Source organism: Paraniabella ginsengisoli (assembly GCF_022513635.1).
In the GTDB taxonomy this organism is placed as follows: Bacteria; Bacteroidota; Bacteroidia; order Chitinophagales; family Chitinophagaceae; genus Niabella; species Niabella ginsengisoli.
The window spans coordinates 495,081-519,246 of sequence record NZ_JAKWBL010000002.1 but is presented as its reverse complement, the minus strand read 5'-3'; the positions used below and the strand labels follow the sequence as shown (position 1 = coordinate 519,246).

Sequence of the window (24,166 nt, the reverse complement as noted above, 5' to 3'; positions counted from 1 at the left end):
ATCCAGAATCACTTCATCGTTATACTCATTCTCAGGCGTAAAAAGCCTTAAATAGCTTTCTTCTTTTTTGCAGCATATTCAAAAAGACGATACTCTCCATAAGTAGCCTGGTCATTAATAAGTCGCCCGGCATATTCTTTTACCTTGGCATAATTGCTCTCATATAAATAGGCACGCGCTTGAAATGCACAGGCAGCGCCAATCGTTATTCGGCCTCTTTCAGATTCAGCAAGGTCACTTGCTTTTGGTAAATTTCCAGCATTCATAATATCGTCTAACTCGGAATGAATAAAAGCCATCACTTCACTCTTTGGTGTACGTTTAACGGTGTAAGCGTCGTCTAATGATATTTCATCATTAAAAAAGGAACATCGCCATAGTAATTCACCATTCGAAAAAATACAAACGCTTTAATGAAACGAATTTCGTCGATCATTCTTTTTTAAGCGCTTCGTCCATTTTCGGAATTTTATCAACATTGTTTAAAAATACCAGGCAAGTTTTTATGCCTCCGTAAGACTGTCCCCACTCGCTGTTAAAAAGTCCTAACGCCGGCGTAGCTTCGCCCCGCCTTATCGTTCTGGTGTCGCTGGCACCATAGGTTTGCAACATATTGTCGCTTAAAAATTCATCACGCCACATTATATCGGCATTATACATTTGGTTATAAGCCATGTTTAACAACAACTCGGCTCTTCCGGGAGTTGTCCAATAATTGTCATCTGTAAAACGATCGATTGGCGCAATATCCAGCTTCTGACAAGAGTAGACTGATATTATACCGATAAATCCGGTTATGATATATAATAGCTTTTTCATCTTTTAAGTTTAGTTTTAAAATTCCATGTTAATACCAAAGCCGTAATACTTAAGCGTTGGGTAATTGCGTCCGCTATTTGCACCACTTGAACGCATATTATTATCAAACTCGGATGATTCAGGATCAATAAAGGAATTATTTGAAAGAGTGAATAGGTTCTGCGCAGTAACATATGCTCTTATACTGCCTATTCCCATACGTTCCACAAGGTTTGCAGGAAGCGTATACCCTAACTGAAGATTTTTAAGCCGGAGGTATTTACCATCCAATATAAAAATATCAGAGCCGCGGCCCCAGTTATTAGAATAAGAAGAAGATGCATCGTCAGACAAACGAGGATATCTTGCATCGGTATTTGTTGTTGTCCATGTATCTAACTGATGTTTGAACATTACCGGATACCAGGCGCCATGGTGAAAAGGAACATATATATCTCCGCGTAGTGATTGCTTGCGGCTTCCAACACCCTGTATCAACATGGAAAGGTCAAAGCCTTTATAATCTACGTTATAGGTAAAACCAAAAGTATAATGCGGAAAGGCATCGCCAAGACAATAACGATCGCGGTCGTCGATAACGCCGTCATCGTTACGATCTACAAATTTAACATCGCCAGGCTGCGGTGTTACACCAATGGGAATTGCAGCATTTTCTATATCGGTATAACTTTGAAAAAAGCCATCTGTTTTCAAACCATAGTAAGCACCTATTGGCAAACCCGCACGCGTTATATATCCAATATTATCGCTTGTGATGATTTCTTCAAAACCTAAATCAACTACCTTATTCTGTGTGTTTCCTATATTAAATGAGAAAGCGTGGTTAAAGGCCGATGTTCGCAAACGATAATTAATAGTAGCTTCCCATCCACGGTTTTCCATAGTGCCGATATTCATATCTCCCGGTTGGGTACCGTAAACACTTGGCACCACAAGCCTACGTAGAATATCGTTCGTTTTTTGATAGAAATAATCCAGGTTAACGCTTAATGCATTTTTTAGGAACGTCATATCCAGTCCTATATTTGATGTATTTACTTTTTCCCATCTAAGATCAGGACTTGCTCCCTGAAAACCGGTTCCCGATACCCCATTATTGTTAAACCCAGCAGCGTTCGTGTAGACAGTATAAGTAGTAAAATACTGGAAGTCTGCTATTTCCTGATTGCCTAAAATCCCCCAGGAACCACGCAGCTTTAAGTCGCCTATATTCTGGCTATAAGATTCCAGAAATGATTCTTCTGAAAGCCGCCATCCCAAGGATACAGAAGGAAATGTTCCCCATCGGTTATTTGCAGGGAAACGGCTTGATCCGTCAGCGCGTATAGTAAATTCAGCATAATACCGATCATCATAATTATAATTTAAACGGCCAAACCCCGACTGGATGACACGTTTCAATGTTCCGTTTACTTCGGTCCTGCTATTATTAAAAATAGTTTCTTCATCTCCATCGGAAATAGGAATTCCCAAATCCGGATCTGTAAAAGAAGTTTTCACATCAATTCCACGATTCGTTAATACTTCCTGAGAAACACCGGCCAATGCAGCAATAGTATGTTTACCCAATTGCTTATTATAATCGAGCAAAAACTGAGCATTGATGAATGCGCCTTTTAAAGCATAGTTTTCTGTTTCGCGATTTGTATTCTCAAAGCGCGCCGGTTCAGTATCTTCGGGACTGTTATAAAGTGGAAACTCGAGCCTTCTTATAAAGCGCCAGTTATTAGTGATGTCTGCACCAAACAATGCTCTCGCTTTTAAATCGTTAGTAATTTTAAAATCAAAGGAAGTATTAATATTGAGCCAGTCGTTATTATGTCTGTTGTATCCACCTAATTCCAGTGGTGCAGCAGCATTAACGCCAATAGAACTGATGATGTATCGACCATCAGCGGTTTTTGGGGCGTTGTAATAGTATTTGGGTGTTCTGCTGGCATCGGCAATTTTAAATCCTCCATTGGCCTCATCACCTTTTATATCATTTCTCGCGTAGCCCAATATCACATTTACTTTAAGTCTCTTAAATTCGGTAGTTAATTTACTGCGTAGGTTATACCTTTTAATACCATAGCCTGGCCCAATAAAGTTGCTCTTCTGATCATAATAACCACCAGAAACCATGTAAGTAGTATTAGCTGAACCGCCAGAAATACTGACATCGTAAGACTGCTGTAAAGCATCTTTAAATATGTAATCCATCATCCATTCGGCATCGCCCTGGTCTTTCAGATCTTGTATCTGAGCAGGTGTAAACGCAGGCGTTTTTCCACCATTAGCCAATGCTACATTCAACATTGTCGCATTCTGCCAGCCGTCTAAGGGTTGATACAAAATATCAGGAGTTTGCACGCCAACCGAACCACCTACCCGAACTTTTGGTTTGGAATTTTTAGCACCCTGCTTGGTAGTAATTAATATAACACCGCTAGCCGAGCGCGAACCGTATATGGCCGCACTACCAGCATCTTTTAATACAGAAATATTAGCAACGTCGTTGGGATTTAGTTTATTCATGTTCCCAACATCCGAGATCACTCCATCAATAATAACCAACGGCGTATTATTAGTTGTGGTTTTAATACCACGAATATTAATATTGAGTGTATTATCATTCGGATTCATGCTTCGTTGCTGAATAATAAGATTGGGAGATGCGCCCTGCAGCGCCTGAGTAAGATTTGCCACAGGTCTGTTTTCTATAGCCTTAGAAGTAATTTGGTCAATAGCCCCGATTACATTTTTGCGCGTGGTGGTACCATAACCTATTACTACCACCTCTCCCATAAGCTTGGTATCCGTTTGCATGATAATATTATGAGGAGATGCAGCGTTTGCTGCCACTTCAATGTCAACAAATCCTACGTAAGAAAACAATAAGGTATCACCTGCATTACATTTAATAGAGAAAACACCATCGCTATTAGTGCTGGTAGCTTTATTGGTTCCTTTTACTGACACGCTAACACCATTAAGCGGCTCGCCTTTATCATTCATAACAGAGCCATTTGCTGTTATTTCCGATTGTTGTTGTGTGCTAATTTGCGCAGCAGCATCTGGTGGAATTGCGATTAAGGCCAGCAGCAAGTAGCTTATACTTATTAGTTTGAGTATTTTTACAGTCATATTTAGTATCGTTTATTTTCTTTTGCATATACAGTTGTCAGGTTATACTTCAATTCTGGAGACCGGCATTTATTCATTATCATTCTATTAGCTTTTGATTTTGTAAATACATTATTACCCATAAGCATTATTGTACTCTGCAAAGAACAATTCACTTAGTTATTATAAACTGAAACATGAATCAATATTCTATTGAACCACTCTTGACTTAGATGCTTCAATAGTTCGATTATAATTTCTATCGGAAAAACGGCAAGTCATTCCAGTATGGCAAAATCGTTTTTGCTTTTCAAATATAGAAACTTTTTTTATTTCAAAAAAACTTTTATACGAAAAAATAAAACTTATGCATTGTTACTTGCCCGGTTATTTTGCGATCGGAATCCATACTTTATACGCACCTTTAGTACGATTGCCTGCAGCATAATAAGGAACTGCTTTTATTGAAATGGGGCTGCCATTATTGTTTAGTCCTTTACCAGAAATGATATTGACGCCATTAAGCAAATTCTTATCGTAACTAGATGAAAACTGTTGGTTGGTATTTAATTTTAAATTCTCAATATCTGCATTATCAACTTCCTCCAAACAATATATAACGGGCCCCAAACCAATAGCAGCCTTCCCTTTCAATTCATTAACCTGCTGATCAGCAGTAATAATTCTTGGCTGCATGGGTATGTTAAGCTCAATTATATCCCCTTTTTTCAAACCTTTTTTAATGTCACATATCCATCAACAATATTTACAGGATACGGCATTTGATTGACTGAAATGCTTATTTCTTCACTAGGTTTCGAAATATATAATCCATAATTATTTTCATTCCCAGTAGCCCATCCTGGTATGCGCAACTTTATTGAAAAAGGTTTATCTGTTGTTGGGTCAACACTAATATTGATTTTTCCTTTCCAGGGATAATCTGTTTGCTGAACAAGCTTTATTTGATTATCATTTTCAGTTTTAATGATTGTTTCGCTACTTACATAAAGATTGACATAAACGTTGCTCTGCTGTTTTGCATAAATATAACCAGGCATCGCAGACATTATTTTAAGGAACATCGGAGGGCAACATGGACAACTATGCCATTCCCATCTTTCATGCTTATGTGCATTCAGCGGATTTTGATAAGTATAGTTGTTTCCCGAAAGAGATATGCCGGTAAGTATGCTGTTATAAAGTGTACGTTCCAATTCATCCATATACTTACCGCTGCCCGTAAGCTGGTTCATGCGTTGGCTAAAAAGCCTACTCCTACTGCAGCACAGGTTTCAAGGTAAGCATCTGTGGGTAAGTAGTAATCGGGACCAAATTTCTCATCATGATGAATAGCCCCAACACCACCGGTAATAAACATTTTACGTCCATCCATATTATCCCAAAGCAGCCTTGCTGTATTAATATATTTCGAAGAACGATTCTCAAGCGCGGCCGTAGTTATAGCAGTACCAAGCAATGTAGCACGCACAGCATGTCCTTCAATAGATGTCTGGTTAAAAACCGAAATGGAATCCTGTGCATAGTCTCCCCAAGATGGCCTGGAATTCTTACCAAATGGGGCTTCCTTATACTTTACATCCTTTATCCACTGTTCAGCTTTTTCATTCCCCCAGCTAAGCCATAATGGATATTTACTATTGTTTCCCCGGTTTTCTATCCAAAAGATAGCCAGGTCATAATACTTATGTTCATCAATTTTAAATGGAAGCTTTTGCTTAATTGATGGATCATTTTTATAAAGCCAATACAATTTTATCAACGCTTCTTCAGGACCCGAATGAGCAGGAATAATATTCCTTTTAGGCGCCGGTCCCATCAATGTACACATGTAGTTGGCAAATCGGGTTGCTATTTCTAAAAGCCTTGTTTTACCTGTTGCCTTATAATAATGTACACCTGCTTCTACCAGCACTCCTGCATTATAAACATCATGCTGAAAACGCAGCATACCACCATTATCACCCCATCTATGTGTAGGTTCTACTAATTGTGTATAGGTATTTATATATCCGTCTGGATCCACCTGTTGAGCCGCATAAATCCGATCAATATAACCGTCAATTCTTTTTTCCAATTCTTTATCCGGGTATAATAGCAAAAGATCTGAAATGCCACGTATGCTCTCATATACTAATCCATCAAACCATGGAAGACCTGCATGATGGCCTGTGTTGGTCTTGCCTTTTGCTACGTCATCAAAGTTCACAAACACATTTTCACGTAGTGCTTCTTCACTATTTTTAATGTGCTTTGCTTCAAATTTATCTAACACATCATTCGCAGTAGTTGTACTCCACTGTTTAAGTTTAGGCAACCAAAACTCATCAGTGATCTTTACATCTTTTAGCTCCTGGAACAGAATAGGATCGTCAACAACTTCCTGCGCTGACATTGATAACGAAAAGGAAAAACATGTAGCTATTAATATAAAAAACCGAATTGTATTTCGCATGACAATTATTTATTAGGAGTACTTGATTATTAAGCAACAAAAGTATTACAATCGCAAAAAACAAATATACAAACTATATCGTACCAGTTCGTACCAGTTAAAAATATATTTTATCTTTACAATTTTAGTTAAAAAATGAAAGGATGTATTGATGAAAAAAATGAATCAAAATATAAACAGATAATAAATTTTATCATTGAACAAATAGATTCAGGCAAGCTTAAAAAAGGCGACTGGATTCCTTCGATCAACGATTTCAGGAAGAAATACAACTTGTCAAGAGATACTGTTTTTGCTGCTATTACAGATCTAAAAACGAGAGGAATCATCGAATCGACACCAGGCGTGGGTTATATTTCATCTGTACGAAAGCCATCCAAGAAAAATATATTTTTATTATTTAATGAGTTTACTGACTTCAAGCAGGATCTCTACAATTCATTTATTGGTGCCCTTGATAAGACAGACTCAGCAGACCTGTATTTTCATAACTATAATCGAAAAGTGTTTGAAGCTTTAATAAACGATGCCCATGGTAAATACACAACTTATGTTATAATGCCCGGTAAGTTTCAAGGTATTGAGCCAATACTTCAAGCTTTACAAGGCCGGGTATTTTTATTAGATCATTACCATAATGAACTTACAGGCAAATACTCTTCAGTAGCCCAGAATTTTGAAAAGGATACGTATGAAGCATTATGTTCAGCTGCCAACCAGGTAACTAAATACAAAAGAATATTTATGGTCCAAAATGAAGAAAAAGAACCTTACGAAAGATATAATGGGCTACAGAAGTTTTGCGTGGACTATAAGTTGGAACATAAATATATCAATTCAGTACATAGAAGAAAAATTAGAGAAGGTGATCTTTTTATACTTGTCAGTGATCGCGATTTGGTAGACCTGCTAAAACAAGCTGATAAACAAAAATTTGCTGCCGGCAAAGAATTCGGTATTATCTCCTACAACAACACGCCCTTGAAAGAAATCTTATCTGGCGGTATCACCACATTATCAACAGACTTTATAAAGATGGGAAAAACGATGGCATCTATTCTTAACAATAAAAAAGTAGAAACGATTGAAAATGCATGGACGCTCGATATCAGACGATCATTATAACAATTGACGAAGTGTTGCCGGGCTATTTATTACGATTATAATTTCAACTACTCCCTTTGTTCACAAGCACTTATTAAACATCCTAAGTATATTTGTATCTGGTAACGATGGATAACACTACCAAAAAACCGTGTATAAAGCGATCAGTACGCCACATATAAATATAGAGCCAATGACAAATTCAGTAGATACATTAAACCAGCGTTTATCTACCGTAATAGTATTTACATTTTGATTAGTTGTCGGCTTCAGTAAACTTATCGTAATCATAAGCATAGCTATGATAAAAAACGTAATGGTCATACGGTCAAGAAAAGGATAGTCGGGAAAAGCCCCGTTAGTCCATGTTGGCAAAAACTTAAGGATGGCGGATAATGGAATTGTTAACAACGCCCCCGCCAAGGCAGCAGCAGTTGTGGTGCGTTTCCAGAACATTCCTAATAAAAATATAGCTAAGACACCTGGAGAAAAAAAACCCACATACTCCTGGATAAATTGATATGCCTGATCAAGCGATTTTAAGGCAGGGGTTACAATAGCTGCCATTAACATGGAAACAACAACAGCCCATCGGCCCACCCTCACGATTTTCTTGTCAGAGGCATCCTTGTCAAAATACTTTCTGTAAATATCTAACGAAAAAATAGTGGAAATACTATTTGCTTTACCAGCAAGCGATGCAACAACCGCTGCGGTCAGTGCGGCAAAAGCGACTCCCTTTAAACCGGCAGGCAGCAAATTCATCAACGTGGGATAAGCATGATCGGGTTTAATGACGCCCGTTACTGCATCTTTCATTTCCTGCTGAAACATACCATTCTGATGCATCACATACATGGTTATACCCGGCAGCACAGCAATGACCGGCACCAGCAGCTTTAAAAAAGCAGCAAACAAAATGCCGTTCCGCGCTGTTTTAAGATCGGCTCCCAACGCACGCTGAACTATATATTGATTACAACCCCAGTATGCCAGGTTGTTAATAAGCATACCGCCAATCAAAACCGACATACCCGGCAGCTCTTTATAATGTGGGCTGCTTTTGTCAAATATCATGTTAAAATGGGCAGGCGCTTCTTGACGCAATACACCCAGAGCGCCCAGTATATTACCATCCAACCCAAATTTATCTGCCAGTAATGACAATGCAAGATAGGTGGTCACCAGTCCTCCAATCAATAGCACAAATACCTGTATCACGTCGGTATATCCAATCACTTTCATACCACCCAAAGTAACAATAACAGAGAATACACTTAGTCCCACGATGCTCCATTCAAAACTAACAGGCGAGATTGAAGAAATGGCCAATGCTCCCAGATAGATAATAGAAGTGAGGTTTACAAATACATATACCAGAAGCCAAAAAACTGCCATTATTGTACTCACTTTATCGCTATATCGCCTGGCCAAAAACTGAGGCATTGTAAAGATCTTATTCTTCAGATATAATGGAATGATGAATACTGCAACTATAATAAGTGTTGCAGCAGACATCCATTCATAACTTGAAATAGCTAAACCCAAAGCAAAACCAGACCCACTCATACCGATGAAATGTTCTGCAGAGATATTCGATGCAATAAGCGATGCGCCAATGGCCCACCAGGTAAGCGAACCCTCCGCTAAAAAAAGTCATTAGAGCTCATAGTACCCGACTTTTTCTTATTATATATATAATACCCATACGCAGCTACTGCAATAAAGTACACAAAGAACACAATATAATCAGCTAGTAGTAATTTATGCATTGACAAAATTTATACGTTACAATTTTAGAAATATCTTTCGCATATAAGCCATATAACGCGGCAAACTGAATGAGTGCCACACCCACCTAAGCACCGTATTCTACCATCTTGCGTTGAGCCAATTAGTTAGGTCGCCAAATATAAATTCGGAGGTTGATAAAAAATTAATCAAGACAATCCAAAACATATCAAAATCTCTTAAGGCGTCGAGGGACAACAGCCTTTTGTCTGCAATTATTGATTTATTCTTATTAAGCTTTTTGTTAACAATGAATATGGCAGAAAGGAAAATTTATCTTACTCGTTTTCTCATTACTCATACAGCACTCACTCAGTAGATTGATCAGTTCATGCAAATCGTTTTCAAAATTGAATTCAAAAGTGACTATTTTAACTGTAACTTTTATTATTTCGAAAATCTTTATTTACGAAACCGTTTTCGTAGATTGTACAAGATTATTTCTAATAATGAACAAAAAGAAAAAGGCTAATGGGTAATATCACTATTAGAGAACTAGCGCAACAATTGGGCCTTTCTATAGCCACGGTTTCAAAGGGACTTAAAGACAGTTACGAAATAAGTGCCGCAACTAAAAAGAAAATTGTTAGCCTTGCCAATGAGCTGAACTACACCCCTAATCCATACGCCAGCAGTCTGCGGAAACAACACAGCAAAACCATAGCAGTAGTTCTACCTGAGGTAGCAGACAGTTTTTTTCTCTTGCAATCAATGGCATTCAGGAAGTGGCATTGGTTAAAAACTATCACGTGTTATTCTATCTTTCGCATGAAAGTTTTGAACTTGAAAAAAAGCTATCAGCCATTGCAACAGTGGCCGGGTAGATGGCGTACTAATTTCTGTGTCAAGCGAAACCAGGGATACAGCACATATTTCAAACTTGAAGAGCAAGAATATACCCGTTGTGTTTTTTGACAGAGAGTTGGAAGGATATGAGGCACCTAAGGTTGTTACAAACGATTATGAATGTGGAGAACTTGCAGCCAGGCATCTTTTGGAAAAAGGATGTAAGTTCCCTGTTTTTTTGTCTACCTCTGATGCTCTGGCTATCTGTCAAAATCGTTTTTCAGGCTTTGCAAATGTGGTTGGCAAAATTCAAAATAAAATCGCCACTAACCCATTTGTTATTAATTGCAGCAACGACAGAGATATCTATGACCAGATCGTTTCAATTCTTGATAAGCTTCCAGGCATTGATGGCATCGTAGCTTCTGTAGAAAAACTTGCTATACAAACACTGTTGGTATGTGCAGAGAAAGGCATCGCCATTCCTGAACGCATTAAAGTACTTGCTTTTTCTACGCTTGAAACAGCACCTCTGCTTAACCCCTCCCTTACAACCATATCTCAACCCGCATTCGACATTGGCAAACATGCTGCAGAAATACTGATCACCATGATTGAAAAGAAAAAACATATTACCGACCATTACAAGATGGTACTCTCCTCTTCGCTAAATATCCGTAAATCGACTACTCAATAGATAACAAGCATTTATTTATATGAACCACTATTATGTTGAATAAATACTACCACAAAACGGTTAACCAATAGCAACATTTGCACCTATAACTATCACCAGTTAGTCGTCAAGGTATTGCTATACTCTAATGCAATTTGATAATCGGTAAAAAAATCCTTGTAATTCAATGAAATTTACAAGGATTGAAATGATTTTGTCCTTATTTGTGCGTCTCAATTTTCACTACTCACTAATTAGGAAAAAGATTAAAAATGTGCCTAAAGAAAATCAAATCAACTACTATAATTACAGATCAGGTTGATCAAAGTTAGCTCTATATACGAATGGTGATAGTAAGGAAGAAAGTCAGTCCAAGTCGATCATGCTATAACTTTCTTTTTTCAGATATCTGCCATTTTACCGACATCGACTAATGAAAATGATAATAACTATATAATTATACCGTAGGTTTATTCTTCAACTTTTACGCCTTTCCAAAATGCCACATGGTCTTTGATTTCCTTTGCTGCTTCGGATGGGGATTTATAATACCACCCAGCATGATCTCTAATTTCCCCATTTACATTTATGCTGTAATAAGAAGCCAGGCCTTTCCAGGGGCAGGTAGTGTGGTAATCGGTTTCTACGAAATATTCTTTTTCAAACTTTTGGGAGGAAAATAATGGTTGCCCTCCAATAAAATCGTCTCGTCACTTTCTGCAATGACCACGTCATTAAATACTGCTTTCATTTTTTTAAATTTTAAATTATAAATTACTTATTTTGCTAATCGTAAGCCGCTGTATTGCCAGCGCATATTAGGATGAAAGAAATTGCGGTACGTATGCCTGCTATGTGCTGCTGGCGTTGCTACCGAGCTTCCCCTTAACACCATTTGATTCACCATAAATTTACCGTTGTACTCGCCCAATGCACCGGGCGACTTTGTAAAGCCGGGATAAGCCAGATAAGCGCTATTTGTCCATTCCCAAACTTGCCCCCAGTGGAATTGGCTGCTTGCTACTTCCCATTCAAACTCTGTAGGCAAGCGGCATCCTTTCCATTGCGCATAAGCAAAGGCTTCATAATAACTGATGTGCAAAACAGGTGCTTCTGTATCAATTTTTTCAATCCGTTTAAAGTGTAATGATGCCAGTCATTTTCAATATTGTGCCAGTAAAGCGGCGCTCCAATATCATGTTCATTGATCCAGGCCCACCCCTCATCATGCCAATAATTAAAATCCCGATAGCCGCCGGCCTTTATAAACTCAAGATATTCGCCGTTAGTTACGAGTTTATTGGCAATTTCAAAGTCCCCTACATATACTTTATGTCTTCCAAATTCATTGTCGAAACAAAATGAATTACCGGAATGCCCGATTTCATACACGCCCGTATCTATCTTAATAAAATCAGCTTTATGGATTTCCGCTTTAGTCTCAAATCCCACATCATAAACAGTAAAAGTAGGCTGGTGGCCTAATATGTACTTGATATCATAAATCAAAAGCTCCTGGTGCTGCTGTTCGTGATTGATACCAATCTCTATAATGTCCAAAATATTTTTATCAGGCTTTGTCGCTAATAATTCTGCAACAGCTTTGCTTACATAATTGCGAAAAGCATATACTTCCTCAACAGGCGGTCTTGTCATCAATCCTCTTTGAGGGCGAAGCACCCGCTTGCCGACATTGTTGTAATAACTGTTGAACAAATAAGAAAAATCTTCGTGATAGACTTTGTAATCAGTCGCAAATTTTGACAGTACAAAGGCCTCCCAAAACCAGGTAGTATGTGCCAGATGCCACTTAGGTGGCGACACAAACTCAATAGGTTGAACAGAATAATCTTCTACCAATAATGGCTTACAAAGTGTTTCGGAATGTGCCCTGACACTTAAAAATTTATCAAGCATTTAATTATTTTTTATCAAGCAATACAGTTTCAGAATTGTTTTTTGTAATAAACAGTTTTATCATGAAGCAATGCATACAACTCATCTGATTGGCTGTTATCTCATCGGTGTTTTTCAATATAATTATTTCTCTGTTCCTAAACAAGATTTCAAACATTTTTTTGCACTATTTAATTGAACCATTGCCATATCAGTAAGTTGGCTAACGGGCGTCCCATGTGCTAATATAGAGAGTTCTGTACAGGCAACAACTATGTGATGTTCTGAATATTTTTAAGCAAACTGTTCCACTGAACAACATATTCTGCCTGCTTGCCTTTTGCATATACTTCTTTTCTCAATGTGTCTAATAGCTGTTGATCGTCAGGTTCGGGCAGGCATACCCTGATCTTATTTTTTTCTAATAAGCCCTTAACATAAGTAGCATTCATTGTGTATAACGATCCGAATAAATAGATTTTTACGACTGCGTGATCTTGTAGATATTTTGCTGTCTCTTCAACAGCATGAATACACCTTGAAGATATAGAAGCTGGCAAACGATCAATGGTTTCAAACAGGGTGATATTGGGAATCAGCCACTCATCTGCACCTGCTTCATCTTGCGTCAAGATACGTCTGATTGCAGGAACTAATTTTTCAAATTGATCAGGTAAAAATGGATTCAGTTCTTGAAAATTGACATTGACCAACCGAAGCGGAAAGGTGGCATATTCACCCCATTCTTCTTCCGCCATTTGATTCAAGACGTGCAGATAAAACTGCGTAGCGTAATTACCAAGTCCGAGCAATTGCAACATATCCTTTCTTTTAGTTTGGTTTTAGTGAAATGCACACAACTACACCATCTCTTGAATCAAATAATTTAATCTCAAAAGCGCATTGTTTGGGTCCGATCCAAAGATGGAATAAATTACATTACCGTCTTTATCAACCACTATCCAATGTGGTGTGCCGCCTGCACCATAGTCTAAGTAAGTTGTGTTGAACTTAAAGTCTTTAAAAAAGGAAAGCGGATATAAAGTTCTTCTTTTGCCTTTTCAAATGCCTGCTTGTCATATTCCACGCCCTCAAAAATGGTGTGAATGCCCAGCACATTTATTTTGTCGCCATACTCATAAACCAGTCGATTAGCAAAAGGAACTGCACGGCCTATGCAGCCGGGGCAACCTAAATTGAAAAATAGAATAACCAAAGGCTTGCCTATATAATCAACCCTATTGGGGAGTTCCGGTTCGTCGAATATTTTTTCCAGGTGCCAATTGGGCAAAGGCTTACCCAACTCAATTTGGTTTAAACTCAGGTTCCCGTGCAAGGTCTTCATTTGTATAATTCTTAATTCAATGGTTTTAAATCTTCCAATGTTGTTGGTAACAATTCACTTACTGTTGGGTGAATGTGTACTGCATCCCGCAAAACGGTATAAGGCTGTTTGGCATACATCAGGTTGGTAAGGGCGCTTATAATTTCATCGCCACCAACACCCAATATACAGGCCCCCAAAAAGAGCTTGGTATCAGCATCTATAATTGCCTGCATAAAGCCTTTTGTTTCTCCTTTAACTTTGGCCCTGTTTATACTATCCATCGGTCTGTGCGCCAACAAAACCTTGTACCCTTTTTCAATAGCTTGGCGTTTTGTCATGCCTACCCTCCCCAAGGGCGGGTCAGTAAACAAACTATAAGTAATAATTCGATCACTTATTTTTCTTGATTTTACTCCGGACAGAAAACTTTCTACCACCTGATAATCGTGGTAAGACGTATGGGTAAAGGCGCCTTTGCCGTTACAATCGCCCATGGCAAAAATGCCCGCTACATCAGTTTGGCAATAATCGTCTACTTCTATAAACCCTCTCTTGTTTAATTGTATGTCGGTATTTTGAAGTTGTAAAGTATCGGTATTGGGCATGCCGATGGCCAGTAAAACATGCGAACCTGTTACAGAAACCGTCTTCTCTTTATTTGACACGACTGTAATTGAGCCGTTTTCATTCTCTGTAGCCTGTATATCATCTGCATTGAAAATAATGTCTACTTTTTCCGATTTCAAAATCTCCGCAACCTCGTGGCTTACATCTTCATCTTCCACAGCAATAAGCCGAGAGCCGCGCGCAACAATAGTCACTTTACTGCCAAAGCGCCTGAAAATCTGGGCAAATTCTACACCGATAAAGCTACCACCGATAATGATCAAATGTTCAGGCAAATCGGTTGTTTTTAGTAAATTCTCATTGGTAAAATATGGAATGTGCTTGTACTCGTCCGGCACGCGGGGCCTGCTTCCCACGTTAATGAAAATATTTTTAGAGGTCAATGTTTCACCGTTTACGACAATTTCATAATTACTTGCGAAATGAGCTTCGCCTCTGTATAAGGTGATGTTTTCGTTTTCAAGAAAACCTTTTTCTATTCCACTTCGGTCTTCACCAATAATGGCTTCTTTACGCTGTTTTATTTTTTGCATATTGGCCTTTGCCGGCTGAGAAATATCTATACCAAACTCTTCGCCGTGAGAAATATCCCACATTTTGCGTGCACTCGCCACATAAGTTTTGGTAGGAATACAGCCGTTGTTGACACAAGTGCCACCTAATTGTCCCTTTTCAATAATAGCAACCTTGCCTTTTTTAGCGAGGTTGAATGCCAATGGCGTACCCGCCTGACCTGAACCTATAATGATAAAATCGTAATGAATCATGTAAAATGAGTTTGCTTTTAAATATAGGCTTTTATGTACTACCCGAAAAAGCCCTCTCTTCGGAGAAAGGGCTTTTATAGTGTTTTCTTATTTATCCAAAAACGTTCCAAACCGCTCATAATGGCAGGTATAACCACCCGGATGTTTTAGTAAATAATCCTGATGTTCTTCTTCTGCCGGCCAAAACTCAACGTAAGGCTCCAACTTTGTCACAACTTTTCCATCCCATCTTTTTGAATTATCTACAATACCTATCACTTCTTCTGCTATTTTCTTTTCCTCATCATTTTGATAAAAGATAGCCGAACGATAGCTTGAACCTCTGTCGTTTCCTTGTCGATCTACTGTGGTTGGGTTATGGATGCGATAAAAATAATCCAATATTTCTTTGAAACTGGTTTCGGTCGTATCGTACGTTATTGCAATGCCTTCCGCATGTCCCGGATGGTTCCGGTAGGTGGGGTTTTTATTTTCTCCGCCTATATAGCCAACTTCGGTATCTAATACTCCTTTTTGTTTTCTGAAAAGATCTTCCATTCCCCAAAAACATCCACCAGCGATATACACCTTTTTGCTTTTTTCCATGTTTTTAATATTTGTTTGTTTATTATGATTTTTTGTTTCCGACTCTCCTTTTTCCATATTGCCAGCTGTACCACATGCCGCAAAGGTGGCCAGCAAAAAAAGGATGACAACAAGCTAAAAATTCTCATTTTCATTTTTTGTTATTTTTTAGATTACTATAAATTTAAGAGCTGCACGACAACATAGAGCAGCCTACTTTATGCTTTGCCCAATCCGGTCTTTTGGCGTACCATTTTTCCATTCCCGATTGTTCTTCATAAGGCTTTGATAAGAGTTGATACAATTCGTCCAATAAGTTGTAATCATTATTTTCGGCATCATCTATCGCCAACTGTGCCATATAATTCCGCAAAACATATTTTGGATTGAGGGCTTTCATTTTTATGATCCTTTCATCCATGCTTATTTTTTCTTGCGCGAGATAATTGGAAAATGAATCAAACCAAACTGCCCAATCTTTTCTTCCAGTTTCCAGTTTTTTAATATCGAGATAAGATGATTTTAAAATCCCTTCCCATAACATATCAAAATCAGTTATATTCTTAGAAAATTCTCTGAAAAAAATGGTCATATCTATTTCCCATTGTTCTAATAAATTTTCTACGTTTTGAATAAATTCTTTCGGTACATTTTCTTCGCTAAACAAGCCCAACTTACCACACATCATTTTGTGATAATTTGCCTGAAAATTGGTTCTGAATTTTTCAAGAATCGTTTGCAACGGCTCAACTTCTTCAATTAAAGGATACAACGCATTGGCCAATTGAACCAGGTTCCACAATGCAATATCGGGCTGATGACCAAAGCGGTATCTTTTGCCTTGTGCATCTGTGGTATTGGGCGTCCAAAGCGGATCATAATCTTCCAACCAACCGTAAGGCCCGTAATCAATGGTCAAACCAAGGATAGACATATTGTCTGTATTCATCACGCCATGTACAAAGCCAACCCGTTGCCAATGCACAATCATTTCCAATGTGCGATCGGCCACGTCTTCAAAGAACTTTAAATAGGTCGATTTATCGCGGGCTTCACCTAAATGCGGGTAATGGTGTTTGATAGTATAATCTACCAATTTTTGCAGGTTTTCCTTGTCCTGTCTGGAAGCGAAAATTTCAAAATTACCAAAGCGGATAAAGCTGGGCGATACCCTGCAAACAATAGCCCCTTGCTCATTTTCGGGGTTTCCGTCGTACATGATATCGCGTCTTACCAAATCGCCTGTTTTCACCAACGACAAAGCTCTGGTGGTTGGAACGCCCAAATGGTGCATAGCTTCGCTACACAAATATTCCCTAACTGAAGACCGCAATACTGCCAAGCCATCGGAGTTTCTGGAATAAGGAGTTGGCCCGGCACCCTTCAACTGGAATTTCCAGTTGATGCCGTCCTTCAAATCTACTTCTGCTATATTTATTGCCCTTCCGTCGCCCAACTGTCCTGCCCAATTTCCAAATTGATGTCCGCCATAACACATGGCATAACTCTCAAAGCCGTTAAAAGCTGCAGCTCCGCTCATCACCTGTACCAATTTTGCTTCGTCTTTTATCGAAACGCCCAATTCATCCGTAAAATTTTTAGATGAATGCACCAAACTAGGATTGGAAGGTTGTAAAGGTTTAACGAACGAAAAGCAAGCATTAAAAACCTGTCGCGATCGATTGTCCATCACCGGATCAGCCGGTAACTCTTTTGAGAAATGTGTATGTATGTTATGTTCAAAAAGGTCTTTCATTTTATTGTTTTTCGCTTATCCAATAATACCGCTCCATTTTGGGTCACGTTTTGCAATGTGCCTAACGTAACCGCAGACAGCTTTAGCCCGATAACCTTCTTCCGTTAATTGTTCAAACGTCTTCAATACCAATTCTTTTCCAATGCCCTTTCCCCTAAGTGCTAACGGCACTTCAGAGTGAACAAGTCTCATTTCGGAAGCATTATCCAGCACATAGCTAACCTTTGCTTTAGTGCCGTTTTCCATGGGCAGCACAAACTCCTTATTAATTTTATCGTGAATGATACCCATTATTTTGTAGCTTCTTTTAAATATTGAATAGCGCCATCTACATTAATATGGAAATCGGCAAATACCACATTATTTTCGGGGTCGATAAAGATAAACCAAGGCGTTCCACCTGTTTGGTAATCTTGCATAATAGTAGATCGCCCTTTGCCGGGATCATGACCAAAAGGAATCTTTAAATCGTATTTCTTCTGGGTTTCCAGGATCTTATCATAAGTATTGGCGTGCGCTCCTTCAAAAACAGTTTGAACAGCAAGAAAAGCGATTTTGTCGTTTCCCTCAAATGTATCCACCAGTTTTTTCAATGATGGAAGCCCTACGCTGTGGCAACCTGGACACCAATGCTGAAAGCAATAAATAATTTTATGCTTCCCATTATAATCGGATAATTTGATAGGTTGATCTAACTTTTTGCCGTTGGCATCTATCCACTGCTCTACTCTTAATTCCGGGGCTATTGTAGTAGTTTGTTCTTGTGTATTTTTCATTTTTTCTATTTCTTTATTTTCTACAGAACCACATGAAATAGCCCATAATAAGGTTACTATTAAAAAATGAAGCCATTTCATGTTCATCTGTTCGTTTTAAAAGTATGTTTTGAATATTGAGAAAACGATTAAGCTGTTTCTTTTACCAAATCAATAGATTCAGAATTGATGCAATACCTCAAACCACTTGGTTCGGGGCCATCTTCAAATACGTGTCCCAAGTGTCCATCGCAATTATTGCACATCACTTCAACTCTAACCATTCCATAAGAACCGTCTTTTTCATACTTGATCGCATTTTCTCTTATGGGCTGCGTAAAACTGGGCCAACCAGTACCCGAATTGAATTTTATGGTAGAATCAAACAGTTCATTATCGCAACAAATGCATTTGTATTTTCCGGCATCATGTGCATGGCAAAAAGCACCGCTACCCGGCATTTCCGTTCCCTTTAAACGAGTGATCCTAAATTGCTCCTGGGTAAGAATAGCTTTCCATTCTTCTTCCGTCTTTTTTACTCTTTTGTCAGGGGTGGGGTTTCCGTGTGTTGCAAATCTGATAACGTCATTCCAATGTATCATTTTATTTTGTTTTTAATTTTTAATGATACAAATTTACCACAGGTAGTAGCCTTTTTCAGTGTTGATGTTTCATTAATTGGTGTTCAGTTTTCTGCTTTAACTGTTATTATTTCAACCACTTTTTTCTTTTGAAATATAGATAAGGCAATACTGCTGAAAGCAGCATTACAAAAATGATTATTGGGTAACCGTGTTCTAATTTCAATTCGGGAATATCTTTAAAATTCATTCCATAAATACCTGCAATAAAAGTTGGCAAAGAAATACACACCGTAACTATTGTGAGTACTTTAAAAATATGGTTTTGCTCCAAATCGATTTTGTTGGATACGTTTTCTTTTAAATCATCCAAACGGTCGAAATTAAATTGTATATAATCCGAAACCGTTTCTAAATCATTCAATTCTGTTTGCACACATTCTTTAATTCCTTTGGATGCTTCCCAATAACTTTTTAAATACAGATTAAAAATCTTCGTTGTTTCCAACAACGTTTCCTTAATTAATAAGTTAGCGAAATTGTATCTTGTAATGATATCTAACTCTTCATTAGAAAAAGATTTTTCAATTAGAACTCTCACCGCAAGTAATTTGATTTTCTTTGTCAGCTTTTCTGTAATATCTGCTAAATAGTCTGTAATAAATTCAAACTGAAATTTAAAAAGATTGTCGGCATCCGCTATTTGTATGATTGAATTTACCTGTAAGAATAGGTGCTATTAAAGAAGCCGTCAAGCTCAATACTTGTAAACATAAAAACGCCACCCTTAGTACAAATGACATAAACCTGCTCTTCTTCCATTTTTTCTTCCTTATTAAAATATGGAACGGAAAAATGAAATGCTGCCTGGCTTGCACTTTCTAAAAAATGAGAACTCGTTTCAATATCCTGATGTTTTTTATGATGGTGAAATCAAGATTATAATTTTCGCTAAGCCAGTTCAATTCAACATCGGTGTATGCTGTGAAACGCATGGAGTGAAATTCCAAATTTGAAGCTGAAATTTCAGTAATGTTTTCAGGGTATAAAAGCTCTTTGCTTTTTAATAAAATCTCTATCATAGCAGTTTCTTTCAGGATGAAGTATTACATAACTATTGTTAAGTTAAGTATATATGATTGTCAGGCTGAGCTTGCCGAAGCCCACTCCGACGACCCGTCGGCAAGCTCAGGGTATCAACAGACATGACAGTTTTTACTTAACATAACACTATTTAAAAAATATATTTCATTATTCTGATGATGTTATTTATCAACTGATGCTTGTTGCTCCGCTTCCTGCACAGGCCAACTTTCTTCTATATTTCGGTCGTAAGCCAATTCTCCTTTGCCGCCGCTTTTGCGATATTTCAGCAATAATTGATACTGTAATGGACTTAGATAAGTTTCTCCTTCGCCATCTTTTTTATACGGAATAGCATAATTAAGCATGTTCTTTGCGTGAAACTTAATGGCAGCAATCTGAAAACAGAGCCTTTCAAATAGTATTGAGGATTAACATCAATCTTATACGTATCCGGCTTTTTCATTAAATAAAATCCCTGGTCAATGGCAAAGTTGTTCAGTTCATCCAAACTTCCTTTATCCGGGTCGTAATGTACTTTTACTACTTCCTTGCCTGTCATCCAACCGGCTTCGGTAGATAGCACCATTGGATGTTGGATCATGCTGGTTTCGCCCGACCAAAAGCAAGGGGTTTCGTAATAGGTTATTTTGCTGAATCCATGTAGTATTTTCAATTCATCACCCAATAATTCAACATACCGAGGCACTTGCTTGCTACTTATCAAAATTGCATTTCGCATTTTTTCATAAAGAGCCAACGGGTTTAAAGAGAAGTCTAATTTCGGAACAAGATCAGCACCGTTTTTGTCTATAAACCGCACCACGGGATTATTCCACGCGCGCTCGTTAAATTTTTCCAACACTTTTTTATCCTCGCCTGCCACATTGTTGTATATCGCCAAAGGAATAAATTCATTTTCAATGGCTTCAACAAATAATGGGTAACTCAGCATATCGTGTGCAAAATTCACGCAATTAGAATATCCCGGCACTTCTTGAAAAAGCAGAAAAACAGGCTTATTAGTTCGGCTGCTTTCTGCTATTGCCGCATCATAATCTCTATACCAGGAAACTTTCCCCAACTCTTTAGGTTGTTGATTTCTATCAGTCTTCATATTTTCTGTCCTTCTTCTTTAAATTAATTCCGCCACTGCCAATAATTTCTCTGCGGTACTTTTTTCGCCGGAAGTGTACAAGGCGTAAATCATATTGTTGAACACCCTTTTTACAATGGCTTTATTGGTAGCGACAATAGTGTCTAACACGTTTTCAGGTACGTCTTTCGTTTTTAGCCAAGTGTTGAAATCAGTACTACTGATGATTTGTCCATTGTTGAACGGATCAATAAAAAATGCTATTTCATTCGTATATTTATTAGTTTGCAGCTTCGCTGCGTTTTTTTATGGTCGAATGGAACGCCATCTACATCCTCCGTGTGCGAAGAATTTTTCACGGGCGTTTCATTCATCGATTTTTCTTCACCACTATCTCTTTCGGTAAGGTACCCCAAAATGAAATGACCAGGAGAATTGATGCCGACTAATGGAATTCCAACAGACTTTGCTACCAATAAATAAATGATGGACAAGCCAATGGGATTTGTAGCCCTTGTTTCGACCATTTTGTTAATAAACGAATTTTTTAAAGCGGAATATTCTCTGAAATTCCCTCTAAATTTAAAATCCTTTAAAATAACTTCATTGAGTACTTTAGCTGTTTCTTCTGGAGCTTTTCCTTCTATTTTGGCTGTTACAACATTCGTAATTTCATCGATCAAACTTGTGATGGCCTCCAAATCGAAATTGGGGTAGCCATAACTTGCAATGTGCAGCATTCCCTCCATTAAATCGGGGTTTTCTATTGCACTCCAGTTTTCAATATCCGCTTGTAATTTTTTGCATTTAATGCGGTCGAGTATTTCGACAATTCTTTCTGTTTTTAATTCGTCATCACTGGTATCAAAAGCGGTTTGTAACTCAGTAATGACATTGAAATCGGCATTAAAAAATTCCGCTCTCACCGTATCGTATATCTTAGTGTCCGGATCGTCTAAAAGACTGATCAATGCTTTGGTTCTTGCTGTGTTTATTGTGTTATTTCCCATTTTTTTATTTTTTCTCACACGAAGATACCAGGACAATATTCCAAAAGGGTGTTGTAAATTCTTCAATTGGTGTTCGGTTTTCCAAAGGTTTTAGCTTGATTTAAATAGGTTGATTCTTGTTCCTAAACTCATCAGGCGTTATCCCATTTTGCCTTTTGAAGAAGTGAGAAAATGCTTGCGGGTCTGAAAAATTCAAATCGTAGGCAATGTTTTTTATCAACTCATCGGTATGCATTAGTTGGCGTTTGGCAAATAGGTTTCTTCGGTCTGCAATCAATTCGCTTGCCTTTTTACTATAGCAGCAACCAAATATTTCTGATATTTTTTAGGCGAAACTTTTAAGATGCTTGCGTAATCGGACACTTTCGTCAAATCCTTAAAATTGGTATTTACCAAATACTGAAATTCGCGGATGAGCTTTAAGTCCTTAAAATCAATTGCAATATCAAACTCCGTTTCTGCGTGCTTTTGTTGACTAACCAACAAAAAACGTTGAAAGGAATTTCTAACCAAGGCCTCGGAAATGGGGTTGTTGATGTTTTTTACTTCGGTAAGAAGATTCTGCCAAATTTGCTCAAATACCGGTAATTCTTCATCCCTTAAAATGATTTTTGGCAAATGATTTACCGCGTGCAATCCGTAAAAAATCATTAAGTATTCCCCGGTATTTGCCATCGTTTCGATGGGGTTGATAAAAGTTTTATTAAACTTAATGATGCGAAAAGTTCCGGCATTTGCCTGCAGCTTCATATAAAATTCTGATACGAAAAGAATGCAATGTTTTCCTATTTCAATATCGATACCATCCAGTTTTACCATGGTTAATTCACCTACATTCCACATAATGGTTAGCTCCTCATCCAAATCATTTGGCATAAATGAAAAAGGTGCTTGATGCTTATCTGAAATTTTTATTTTTTTAACCATTTTGTAAAATACTAATTTTTATAAGTCCATCAAAAATCTCAATGCCATTCCAATTGACTTCTTTCGTTCCAATAATCAACGCTTGAAACACTATGTATTTTCAATGTATTCAGTTCTTCTTCAGAAAGTTTAAAACGGTTTGCTTTTAGATTTTCTTGAAGTTGATGTACGGAAGACGCGCCACTTAATACCGTTTCAGGGTGTAAATAATCCATACAAAACCGCAAGGCAATGGCATCTGTTCCAACCTTGTATTTACCAGCCAAAACCGTTAAGTCTTTATATAAATTTTGATAATGCACATACTCCTTGTTGGGAAAAATCCTTCCGTTGGCCAATGCTTCCTTCACAATAACGGTTTTATGATCAGCTATCAATTGCTTTAAAATTTGATGCGTGCTATTTTCTAAAATATTGTAGGTTATCTGAAAGCTGTCAAACAAGGGCTTTGCATCTATTTTTATGGAAACCGCCTTTTTAATAATATCACTTTGATTGAAACCGCTTGTTGTAATTCCAATTTTGAGGTTGAACTGCTCTTTTAATTCGGCTAAATAATTTAATACTTCATCATTTTCCAACACGCCACTTTCTAAGGTTGCCGAATGGATTTGATAAATTTTTAAGAGCGGTAACAGCTTTTTGGAAAATCTCCACTGCTCGCTCAATTTTGAAATGGAATGTTCCTTTATTTCGTGATTTCCGCTAAAACCGATTTCCCAGTTTGCTATATAGGTATAGCCCCATTTCGTACCCAACACAATATCTTTATCGGCTTTGTTTACACTCCATTCATATAAAAACTGCTCGCCTTTTCCATAAGAAGGTGCCGTATCAAAATACCGCACACCCGCTTTGTAAGCTGCATCCAGCACCTTAAAGGCATTTTCTTTAAAAGCAATTTCGGTCTTATCGCTTGCCCGGGTTTTTCCGATATTGATGTATTCGGGTCTTCCGAGTGCTGCCAATCCGAGGCCTATTTTGGCTTCACCAATACCCATTTTTTCAAACTTAATATTC

At 37.9% G+C, this 24,166-nt stretch carries 26 protein-coding genes and 2 pseudogenes; 3 read left to right on the top strand and 25 right to left on the bottom strand.

Annotated elements, in window-relative coordinates; all coding sequences use genetic code 11:
• Positions 1-47: 47 nt before the first annotated feature.
• The 6 genes and pseudogenes from MKP09_RS13975 to MKP09_RS28155 form a co-directional block, all read right to left on the bottom strand.
• Positions 48-299: a hypothetical protein gene (locus MKP09_RS13975; protein WP_240830600.1), complete on the bottom strand. Its 252-nt coding sequence runs from the start codon at positions 297-299 to the stop codon at positions 48-50.
• Positions 300-432: 133 nt separating this feature from the next.
• Entirely contained in the window at positions 433-819 is a 387-nt protein-coding gene (locus tag MKP09_RS13970) for a hypothetical protein (RefSeq protein WP_240830599.1), read from the bottom strand.
• A 15-nt stretch (positions 820-834) separates the two neighbouring features.
• Positions 835-3,945, bottom strand: coding sequence for a SusC/RagA family TonB-linked outer membrane protein (locus MKP09_RS13965; protein ID WP_240830598.1), 3,111 nt, complete (start codon positions 3,943-3,945; stop codon positions 835-837).
• A gap of 366 nt (positions 3,946-4,311) precedes the next feature.
• Entirely contained in the window at positions 4,312-4,656 is a 345-nt protein-coding gene (locus tag MKP09_RS28165; protein ID WP_394801066.1) for a hypothetical protein, read from the bottom strand.
• On the bottom strand, positions 4,653-4,985 hold the full coding sequence (locus MKP09_RS28160; RefSeq protein ID WP_394801077.1) for a hypothetical protein: 333 nt from the start codon (positions 4,983-4,985) through the stop codon (positions 4,653-4,655). The genes MKP09_RS28165 and MKP09_RS28160 overlap by 4 nt, the downstream gene beginning before the upstream one ends.
• 57 nt (positions 4,986-5,042) lie before the next feature.
• A pseudogene (locus MKP09_RS28155) lies at positions 5,043-6,340 on the bottom strand (beta-L-arabinofuranosidase domain-containing protein); the annotation flags it as partial.
• A gap of 195 nt (positions 6,341-6,535) precedes the next feature.
• On the opposite strand from MKP09_RS28155, the gene MKP09_RS13955 reads away from it, so the two are divergent.
• Entirely contained in the window at positions 6,536-7,525 is a 990-nt protein-coding gene (locus MKP09_RS13955; RefSeq protein ID WP_240830597.1) for a GntR family transcriptional regulator, read from the top strand.
• Between the two features lie 117 nt (positions 7,526-7,642).
• On the opposite strand, the gene MKP09_RS13950 is transcribed toward MKP09_RS13955, so the two are convergent.
• A complete protein-coding gene (locus tag MKP09_RS13950; protein WP_317235353.1) occupies positions 7,643-9,109 on the bottom strand; it encodes a sodium:solute symporter family transporter in 1,467 nt (488 codons plus the stop codon).
• Between the two features lie 657 nt (positions 9,110-9,766).
• Here MKP09_RS13950 and MKP09_RS13945 point away from each other — a divergent pair.
• On the top strand, positions 9,767-10,210 hold the full coding sequence (locus MKP09_RS13945) for a LacI family DNA-binding transcriptional regulator (protein WP_240830596.1): 444 nt from the start codon (positions 9,767-9,769) through the stop codon (positions 10,208-10,210).
• Entirely contained in the window at positions 10,137-10,778 is a 642-nt protein-coding gene (locus MKP09_RS13940) for a LacI family DNA-binding transcriptional regulator (protein ID WP_240830595.1), read from the top strand. The genes MKP09_RS13945 and MKP09_RS13940 overlap by 74 nt, the downstream gene beginning before the upstream one ends.
• A 449-nt stretch (positions 10,779-11,227) precedes the next feature.
• Here MKP09_RS13940 and MKP09_RS28890 read toward each other — a convergent pair.
• The 18 genes and pseudogenes from MKP09_RS28890 to MKP09_RS13855 form a co-directional block, all read right to left on the bottom strand.
• Positions 11,228-11,371: pseudogene (locus tag MKP09_RS28890) on the bottom strand (DUF427 domain-containing protein); the annotation flags it as partial.
• Positions 11,372-11,535: 164 nt separating this feature from the next.
• Positions 11,536-11,859, bottom strand: coding sequence for an SUMF1/EgtB/PvdO family nonheme iron enzyme (locus MKP09_RS13930; RefSeq protein ID WP_262915371.1), 324 nt, complete (start codon positions 11,857-11,859; stop codon positions 11,536-11,538).
• Complete coding sequence (locus MKP09_RS13925) at positions 11,778-12,674, bottom strand: DinB family protein (protein ID WP_262915370.1); 897 nt, start codon at positions 12,672-12,674, stop codon at positions 11,778-11,780. The genes MKP09_RS13930 and MKP09_RS13925 overlap by 82 nt, the downstream gene beginning before the upstream one ends.
• A gap of 251 nt (positions 12,675-12,925) precedes the next feature.
• Positions 12,926-13,474, bottom strand: coding sequence for an aspartate/glutamate racemase family protein (locus tag MKP09_RS13920; protein ID WP_240830593.1), 549 nt, complete (start codon positions 13,472-13,474; stop codon positions 12,926-12,928).
• Between the two features lie 170 nt (positions 13,475-13,644).
• Entirely contained in the window at positions 13,645-13,998 is a 354-nt protein-coding gene (locus MKP09_RS13915; protein WP_240830592.1) for a TlpA family protein disulfide reductase, read from the bottom strand.
• An 11-nt stretch (positions 13,999-14,009) separates the two neighbouring features.
• On the bottom strand, positions 14,010-15,374 hold the full coding sequence (locus MKP09_RS13910) for a mercuric reductase (RefSeq protein ID WP_240830591.1): 1,365 nt from the start codon (positions 15,372-15,374) through the stop codon (positions 14,010-14,012).
• A gap of 87 nt (positions 15,375-15,461) precedes the next feature.
• On the bottom strand, positions 15,462-15,959 hold the full coding sequence (gene msrA, locus MKP09_RS13905) for a peptide-methionine (S)-S-oxide reductase MsrA (RefSeq protein ID WP_240830590.1): 498 nt from the start codon (positions 15,957-15,959) through the stop codon (positions 15,462-15,464).
• A gap of 163 nt (positions 15,960-16,122) precedes the next feature.
• Positions 16,123-17,694 (bottom strand): protein adenylyltransferase SelO, encoded by a 1,572-nt coding sequence (locus MKP09_RS13900; RefSeq protein ID WP_240830589.1) that lies wholly within the window; start codon positions 17,692-17,694, stop codon positions 16,123-16,125.
• A 15-nt stretch (positions 17,695-17,709) separates the two neighbouring features.
• The gene (locus MKP09_RS13895) at positions 17,710-17,985 is read right to left on the bottom strand and encodes a GNAT family N-acetyltransferase (protein WP_240830588.1); all 276 of its coding nucleotides are present in this window, start codon (positions 17,983-17,985) and stop codon (positions 17,710-17,712) included.
• A complete protein-coding gene (locus tag MKP09_RS13890; RefSeq protein WP_240830587.1) occupies positions 17,985-18,557 on the bottom strand; it encodes a peroxiredoxin family protein in 573 nt (190 codons plus the stop codon). Before MKP09_RS13890 ends, MKP09_RS13895 begins: the two co-directional genes overlap by 1 nt.
• Positions 18,558-18,598: 41 nt before the next feature.
• Entirely contained in the window at positions 18,599-19,051 is a 453-nt protein-coding gene (gene msrB / locus MKP09_RS13885) for a peptide-methionine (R)-S-oxide reductase MsrB (RefSeq protein WP_240830586.1), read from the bottom strand.
• 106 nt (positions 19,052-19,157) lie between these two features.
• On the bottom strand, positions 19,158-19,733 hold the full coding sequence (locus MKP09_RS13880) for a CorA family divalent cation transporter (RefSeq protein WP_317235352.1): 576 nt from the start codon (positions 19,731-19,733) through the stop codon (positions 19,158-19,160).
• 562 nt (positions 19,734-20,295) lie between these two features.
• Entirely contained in the window at positions 20,296-20,481 is a 186-nt protein-coding gene (locus MKP09_RS13875; RefSeq protein WP_240830585.1) for a hypothetical protein, read from the bottom strand.
• Positions 20,427-21,230: a thioredoxin family protein gene (locus MKP09_RS13870; protein ID WP_240830584.1), complete on the bottom strand. Its 804-nt coding sequence runs from the start codon at positions 21,228-21,230 to the stop codon at positions 20,427-20,429. Before MKP09_RS13870 ends, MKP09_RS13875 begins: the two co-directional genes overlap by 55 nt.
• A gap of 239 nt (positions 21,231-21,469) precedes the next feature.
• Positions 21,470-22,219 carry a transglutaminase-like domain-containing protein gene (locus MKP09_RS13865; protein WP_240830583.1) on the bottom strand — a complete coding sequence of 250 codons (750 nt, stop codon included), beginning with the start codon at positions 22,217-22,219 and terminating at the stop codon, positions 21,470-21,472.
• A gap of 100 nt (positions 22,220-22,319) precedes the next feature.
• Positions 22,320-22,496: a helix-turn-helix domain-containing protein gene (locus MKP09_RS28145; RefSeq protein WP_394801065.1), complete on the bottom strand. Its 177-nt coding sequence runs from the start codon at positions 22,494-22,496 to the stop codon at positions 22,320-22,322.
• Positions 22,493-23,146: a hypothetical protein gene (locus tag MKP09_RS13860; protein ID WP_240830582.1), complete on the bottom strand. Its 654-nt coding sequence runs from the start codon at positions 23,144-23,146 to the stop codon at positions 22,493-22,495. The genes MKP09_RS28145 and MKP09_RS13860 overlap by 4 nt, the downstream gene beginning before the upstream one ends.
• A gap of 38 nt (positions 23,147-23,184) precedes the next feature.
• Positions 23,185-24,147 (bottom strand): aldo/keto reductase, encoded by a 963-nt coding sequence (locus MKP09_RS13855; protein ID WP_240830581.1) that lies wholly within the window; start codon positions 24,145-24,147, stop codon positions 23,185-23,187.
• Between the last annotated feature and the right edge of the window lie 19 nt (positions 24,148-24,166).

Excerpts from the sequence above, each read along its gene's own strand:
- MKP09_RS13975 (WP_240830600.1), bottom strand. The coding sequence starts at position 299 with ATGGCTTTTATTCATTCCGAGTTAGACGATATTATGAATGCTGGAAAT.
- MKP09_RS13970 (WP_240830599.1), bottom strand. The coding sequence starts at position 819 with ATGAAAAAGCTATTATATATCATAACCGGATTTATCGGTATAATATCA.
- MKP09_RS13965 (WP_240830598.1), bottom strand. The coding sequence starts at position 3,945 with ATGACTGTAAAAATACTCAAACTAATAAGTATAAGCTACTTGCTGCTG.
- MKP09_RS28160 (WP_394801077.1), bottom strand. The coding sequence starts at position 4,985 with ATGCCTGGTTATATTTATGCAAAACAGCAGAGCAACGTTTATGTCAAT.
- MKP09_RS13955 (WP_240830597.1), top strand. The coding sequence starts at position 6,536 with ATGAAAGGATGTATTGATGAAAAAAATGAATCAAAATATAAACAGATA.
- MKP09_RS13945 (WP_240830596.1), top strand. The coding sequence starts at position 9,767 with ATGGGTAATATCACTATTAGAGAACTAGCGCAACAATTGGGCCTTTCT.
- MKP09_RS13925 (WP_262915370.1), bottom strand. The coding sequence starts at position 12,674 with ATGCTTGATAAATTTTTAAGTGTCAGGGCACATTCCGAAACACTTTGT.
- MKP09_RS13920 (WP_240830593.1), bottom strand. The coding sequence starts at position 13,474 with ATGTTGCAATTGCTCGGACTTGGTAATTACGCTACGCAGTTTTATCTG.
- MKP09_RS13915 (WP_240830592.1), bottom strand. The coding sequence starts at position 13,998 with ATGAAGACCTTGCACGGGAACCTGAGTTTAAACCAAATTGAGTTGGGT.
- MKP09_RS13910 (WP_240830591.1), bottom strand. The coding sequence starts at position 15,374 with ATGATTCATTACGATTTTATCATTATAGGTTCAGGTCAGGCGGGTACG.
- msrA (WP_240830590.1), bottom strand. The coding sequence starts at position 15,959 with ATGGAAAAAAGCAAAAAGGTGTATATCGCTGGTGGATGTTTTTGGGGA.
- MKP09_RS13900 (WP_240830589.1), bottom strand. The coding sequence starts at position 17,694 with ATGAAAGACCTTTTTGAACATAACATACATACACATTTCTCAAAAGAG.
- MKP09_RS13895 (WP_240830588.1), bottom strand. The coding sequence starts at position 17,985 with ATGGGTATCATTCACGATAAAATTAATAAGGAGTTTGTGCTGCCCATG.
- MKP09_RS13890 (WP_240830587.1), bottom strand. The coding sequence starts at position 18,557 with ATGAACATGAAATGGCTTCATTTTTTAATAGTAACCTTATTATGGGCT.
- msrB (WP_240830586.1), bottom strand. The coding sequence starts at position 19,051 with ATGATACATTGGAATGACGTTATCAGATTTGCAACACACGGAAACCCC.
- MKP09_RS13875 (WP_240830585.1), bottom strand. The coding sequence starts at position 20,481 with ATGCTTAATTATGCTATTCCGTATAAAAAAGATGGCGAAGGAGAAACT.
- MKP09_RS13870 (WP_240830584.1), bottom strand. The coding sequence starts at position 21,230 with ATGAAGACTGATAGAAATCAACAACCTAAAGAGTTGGGGAAAGTTTCC.
- MKP09_RS13865 (WP_240830583.1), bottom strand. The coding sequence starts at position 22,219 with ATGGGAAATAACACAATAAACACAGCAAGAACCAAAGCATTGATCAGT.
- MKP09_RS13860 (WP_240830582.1), bottom strand. The coding sequence starts at position 23,146 with ATGGTTAAAAAAATAAAAATTTCAGATAAGCATCAAGCACCTTTTTCA.
- MKP09_RS13855 (WP_240830581.1), bottom strand. The coding sequence starts at position 24,147 with ATGGGTATTGGTGAAGCCAAAATAGGCCTCGGATTGGCAGCACTCGGA.